This is a genomic window from Frankia sp. CcWB2 (genome assembly GCF_977927585.1).
Map to the genome: position 1 here is coordinate 8050 of NZ_CDWRCM010000067.1, position 4285 is coordinate 12334.

4 protein-coding genes and 1 pseudogene are annotated in these 4285 nt (G+C 70.3%); 1 reads left to right on the top strand and 4 read right to left on the bottom strand.

All coding sequences use genetic code 11. The features are described from left to right. Nucleotides 1-611 (top strand): GNAT family N-acetyltransferase (locus ACY45C_RS09470; protein WP_462187253.1); only part of this gene is annotated, 611 nt, incomplete at its 5' end. A gap of 131 nt (nucleotides 612-742) precedes the next feature. Here the strand turns inward: ACY45C_RS09470 and ACY45C_RS09475 are convergent. The 4 genes and pseudogenes from ACY45C_RS09475 to ACY45C_RS09490 form a co-directional block, all read right to left on the bottom strand. Next, entirely contained in the window at nucleotides 743-1744 is a 1002-nt protein-coding gene (locus ACY45C_RS09475; RefSeq protein ID WP_462187263.1) for a ParB/RepB/Spo0J family partition protein, read from the bottom strand. Then, complete coding sequence (locus tag ACY45C_RS09480; RefSeq protein WP_462187254.1) at nucleotides 1744-2736, bottom strand: ParA family protein; 993 nt, start codon at nucleotides 2734-2736, stop codon at nucleotides 1744-1746. Before ACY45C_RS09480 ends, ACY45C_RS09475 begins: the two co-directional genes overlap by 1 nt. Then, complete coding sequence (rsmG, locus tag ACY45C_RS09485) at nucleotides 2699-3496, bottom strand: 16S rRNA (guanine(527)-N(7))-methyltransferase RsmG (protein WP_462187255.1); 798 nt, start codon at nucleotides 3494-3496, stop codon at nucleotides 2699-2701. The genes ACY45C_RS09480 and rsmG overlap by 38 nt, the downstream gene beginning before the upstream one ends. Before the next feature lie 293 nt (nucleotides 3497-3789). Next, nucleotides 3790-4285, bottom strand: a pseudogene (locus ACY45C_RS09490) (hypothetical protein); the annotation flags it as partial.

The following is a 4285-nucleotide window of genomic DNA, read 5'->3' on the forward strand; positions in this document are numbered from 1 at the left end:
TGGACAATATTGACGATCTCCCTCTGCCCTGCCGCCGCTGCGTCTTCTGGGAGCTCGATCCGGTGGCCCGGAGCCGCGCGGAGGAGGCCGGCGGCACCGACCTCGAGAAGGAGGCGTGGGTTTCCCTGGCCCTCCTGGAATGGGGAAGTTGCGGAAAGATCGCCTATGTCGACAACGTCCCCGCCGGATTCGTGATGTTCGCTCCGCCGGCCTACGTGCCTCGATCGGCGGCCTTTCCCACCAGCCCGGTCTCACCGGACGCGGTGCTGCTCATGACAGCGTCGATCGTCGATGAGTTCACCGGGCAGGGGCTGGGGCGGATTCTCGTCCAGTCCGTCGCCAAGGACGTCATCCGCCGCGGCTTCAAGGCGGTGGAAGCGTTCGGTGACCTCCAGAACTCCGACACCCGCTGCATCCTGCCCGCCGACTATCTCCTCGCGGTCGGTTTCAAGACGGTCCGGCCTCACCATCGATGGCCGCGGCTGCGGCTCGAGGTGAAGAACGCGGTGAGCTGGCGAGAGGACGTCGAGGTCGCCCTGGAACGTCTGCTGGGATCGATGACGCCGGAAGGCGTGCTGCGCAAGGTCGGCCAGGCCGGCAATCTCGCCTGAGCACAGCGATGGCCCGGCACTCGGCGGACAGACGCGCAGCCACCCGGGGGAGCCCGGCACAGCCCGGGACCGCGCGATCCGCGCCCGGCTCGAGAACCCCAGAGAACCCCGAGCGAACCCGAGCCGGACGCCTAGTCCAACAAGCCGTCGACCGAGGCCGACGGCAACATCACGGCGACGATCCGCTCCAAGTCCTCGATCGAGGCGAACTCGACCGTGATCTTCCCCTTGCTGCGGCCCATGTCCACCTTCACGCGGGTCTCAAAGCGATCCGAGAGGCGGTCGGCGAACCTCGCCAGGGCCGGTGAGGCGGCCCCTGGCGCCCGCGACGCCCGCTTACGCGGGGTCTCGTCGTCCAGTGCCACGATCTCCTCGACGGCCCGCACCGAGAGACCTTCCGCGACGATGCGGGTGGCGAGCCGGTCCTGGGCGTCCGGATCCTGCAACGAGAGCAGCGCGCGGGCATGGCCCGCGGACAGCACGCCGGCCGCCACCCGTCTTTGTACCGCGGGCGAGAGCCCGAGCAGCCGGATCATGTTGGTGACATGCGACCGGGACCGCCCGAGCCGACTGGCCAGTTCCTCGTGCGTCGCACCGAAGTCGCGGAGCAGCTGTTCGTACGCCGCAGCCTCCTCCAGCGGGTTGAGCTGCTGGCGGTGGAGGTTCTCCAGCAGCGCGTCGCGCAGCATGGCGTCGTCCGCGGTCTCCCGCACGATGGCGGGAATCCGTGGAAGCTTGGCGATCTTCGATGCACGCCACCGGCGTTCACCCATGACGAGCTCGTAGCGCTCGGGGGCCACCTCGCGTACCACGATCGGCTGGAGCAGCCCGACCTCGCGGAGGCTCGCCGCCAGCTCTTCGAGGGCGTCCTCATCGAAGTGAGTCCTGGGCTGGCGCGGGTTCGGGCTGACCGACTCGACGGGGATCTCGCGGAAGGTCGCCCCGTGTACGGGCAGCGGCCCGGTGCTGTCGCCGGAGCCGCGACCCGTCCCCCGGCCGCCGTAGCCACTGCCGTAGTCGGCGTAGTCACCGTAGTCAGCCGAGGCGGTGCCCACCTGACCGTCGAGGGGAGGAGGAGTAACCGGGATGAGTGCCCCCAGCCCTCGCCCCAGACCACTGCGCCGAGCACTCATCATGCCGCTCCATTCGAGTCCCGACCCCGTTCCGTGAGTTCGCGCGCCGCGGCCAGATAGGACAGCGAGCCGCGCGACGTCGGATCGTACGTCAGCGCGGACTGCCCATAGCTCGGCGCCTCCGCCAGACGCACGTTCCGGGGGATGGTGGTGGACAGCACCCGGTCCCCGAAGTGTTCCTTGACCTCGTGGACGACCTGGTCGGCCAGTCTGGTCCGGGAGTCGTACATGGTGAGCAGGATGGTCGACAGGCGCAGCTCCTGGTTCAGGTGCGCCTGCACCAGTTCCACGTTGCGCAGCAACATGCCGAGGCCCTCCAGCGCGTAGTACTCGCACTGGATCGGGATGAGCAGCTCACGGGCGGCCACGAGGGCGTTGACGGTCAGCAGCCCGAGAGAGGGCGGGCAGTCGATGAAAACATAGTCGACGTCCCGTTGCATGCTCGCGATGGCCCGCCGCAGCCGGTTCTCCCGCGCCACCAGCGACACCAGCTCGATCTCCGCGCCGGCAAGATCGATCGTTGCGGGCGCGCAGAACAGCCCCGGCGCCTCGGCGGACTTCACGATGACCTCGTCGAGGGGCCGATCCCCCACCAGGACCTCGTAGATCGAGGGGACCCCGGAATGATGGTTGACGCCGAGCGCCGTCGAGGCATTGCCCTGCGGGTCAAGATCGATTACCAGGACCCGGGAGCCATGAGATGCCAGCGCCGCCGCCAGGTTGACCGTCGTCGTCGTCTTCCCTACACCGCCCTTCTGGTTGGCGACCGAGATGATGCGCCGCCGGGTGGGGCGAGGGAATGGTTGTCGTCGTTCTACCGCCAGTGCTTCCACTGCTGCTGCCGCCGCCGCTCCGATCGGGGTCGAGGGATCGAGCAGGTCCAGTGCGGAGAGCGCGGGGTCATAGCCCCGCAAGCCCCCGCCCCTGGCCCCACCCTGGCCCGCCGACGCTGTTTCACGTGGAACGAGACTGTCCACGTGTCGGCTGGTCACGACCGACCTCCCGTGATCGGAGTGAATCCCGTGACGTCCGTCTGACCTGTCTGCCATCGTGCCGCTCACCGTCGCCGCGCCCTCCCCTGCTCTCGGCCCGGGTGCGCTGGGATGAACGTACGGCCCGGAGGACACGGGCGGGTTCCTCCACCCGCCCCTCCCCGCACCTCACGACATCCACGGGATGCCAACCCTGAGTTCCGAGACCGCTGCGCGCGTCCTGCAGTTCCTCCAGGATCCGTGAACCGCGCATCGCCAGCATGACACCACCTGGTCGCAGCATCGGAAAGAGGATTGCGCGCAGCCGCTCCAGGGGAGCGACTGCGCGGGCTACGGCTATCCCGAATCTACGACCGTCCGGGCCGATTCCGGCATCCGGTGCGCGGCCACCTACCACAGAAATCTGGTCCTCCAGACCTATGGTCGCCACAACCTCGTGCAGGAATCGGCACCGGCGTTCCATCGGCTCGAGCAGCACCACCCGCAGATCCGGGCGGGCGAGCGCCAGCGGGATACCCGGCAGCCCCGCGCCGCTGCCGACGTCCACGACATCGGCCTGCGCCGGGACCGCGTCGGCCAGGACCGCGCAGTTGAGTACGTGGCGGTCCCAGAGCCGGTCAGTCTCACGCGGACCGATCAGCCCGCGCTCGACCCCGTCGGTCGCCAGCAGCTCGACGTAGCGCGCCGCGGATCCGGTCCGCGTGCCGAAAATCTCCACCGCGACGGGGGGCACCTCGGGGGCATCCGGGAGACCCGTCATGGCCGGATCCCCCGCCGTGCCATACGGCCAGCCCGCGCCGGCCGGGCCGCCTGCGTCACCTCGACCGGCCACAGCATCGAGCCGAGCCGGGTTGGGCCCGTGGGCATCGCCAGGTGACCGCCGGCAGCGGGCGGATGGGAGACCGGATCCGTGGACCCGGCCGGACAGGACGAGAAAGCTGGGCAGGACGAGAAAGTCAGAAGACCGCGCACCCGACAAGCATCCCCGCCGACCTCGAGGTGCTCGCGCCGCCACCCCCACGGGAGGCACGGTTCCGGCCCGGGGGACGGATGTCAGGTCGTCCGGTCGGACACCACGGTCCGCTGCGGCCGATCGAGTCGCGGGGCGGCGCCGGCGCAGCGATCGAAGACGGTCAGCGTTCCGGTGAGGGGGAACTGCCAGCCACGGCCGGCGCACCACCCCGCCCGGGGCAGCGCGGCCAGGTCGGGCGCGAGCGCCGGCCGCTCCGCGTCGAAGACGAAGACGAGCAGCCGGGTCGGCGGGACCCGGCGGTTCGCCAGCTCGCCGACCAGGGAGGTACCCGCAGCGCCGAAGAAGATCGTGTCCTGCCGTGGCACCCGGGCCGGTACCCGCCCGGCGCCGGCACTGGGGAGAGCTGCCGGCTCACGCGCCGGGTCGTCACTCGCCTCCATCGCGTACAGCCAGCCAGGCCGGGCGAGGCGGCCCCCGACCACCACCAGGTCTCCCGGGCGGTGCAGCTGCCGGGCCGCGATGGCCGCGTCGACCATCCGATCGAGGCCACGAGTCCGGTGCCGATGATCCCAGAGC

Coding starts and splice junctions, on each gene's coding strand:
- ACY45C_RS09475 (WP_462187263.1), bottom strand. CDS start 1,744: ATGAGTGCTCGGCGCAGTGGTCTGGGGCGAGGGCTGGGGGCACTCATC.
- rsmG (WP_462187255.1), bottom strand. CDS start 3,496: ATGACGGGTCTCCCGGATGCCCCCGAGGTGCCCCCCGTCGCGGTGGAG.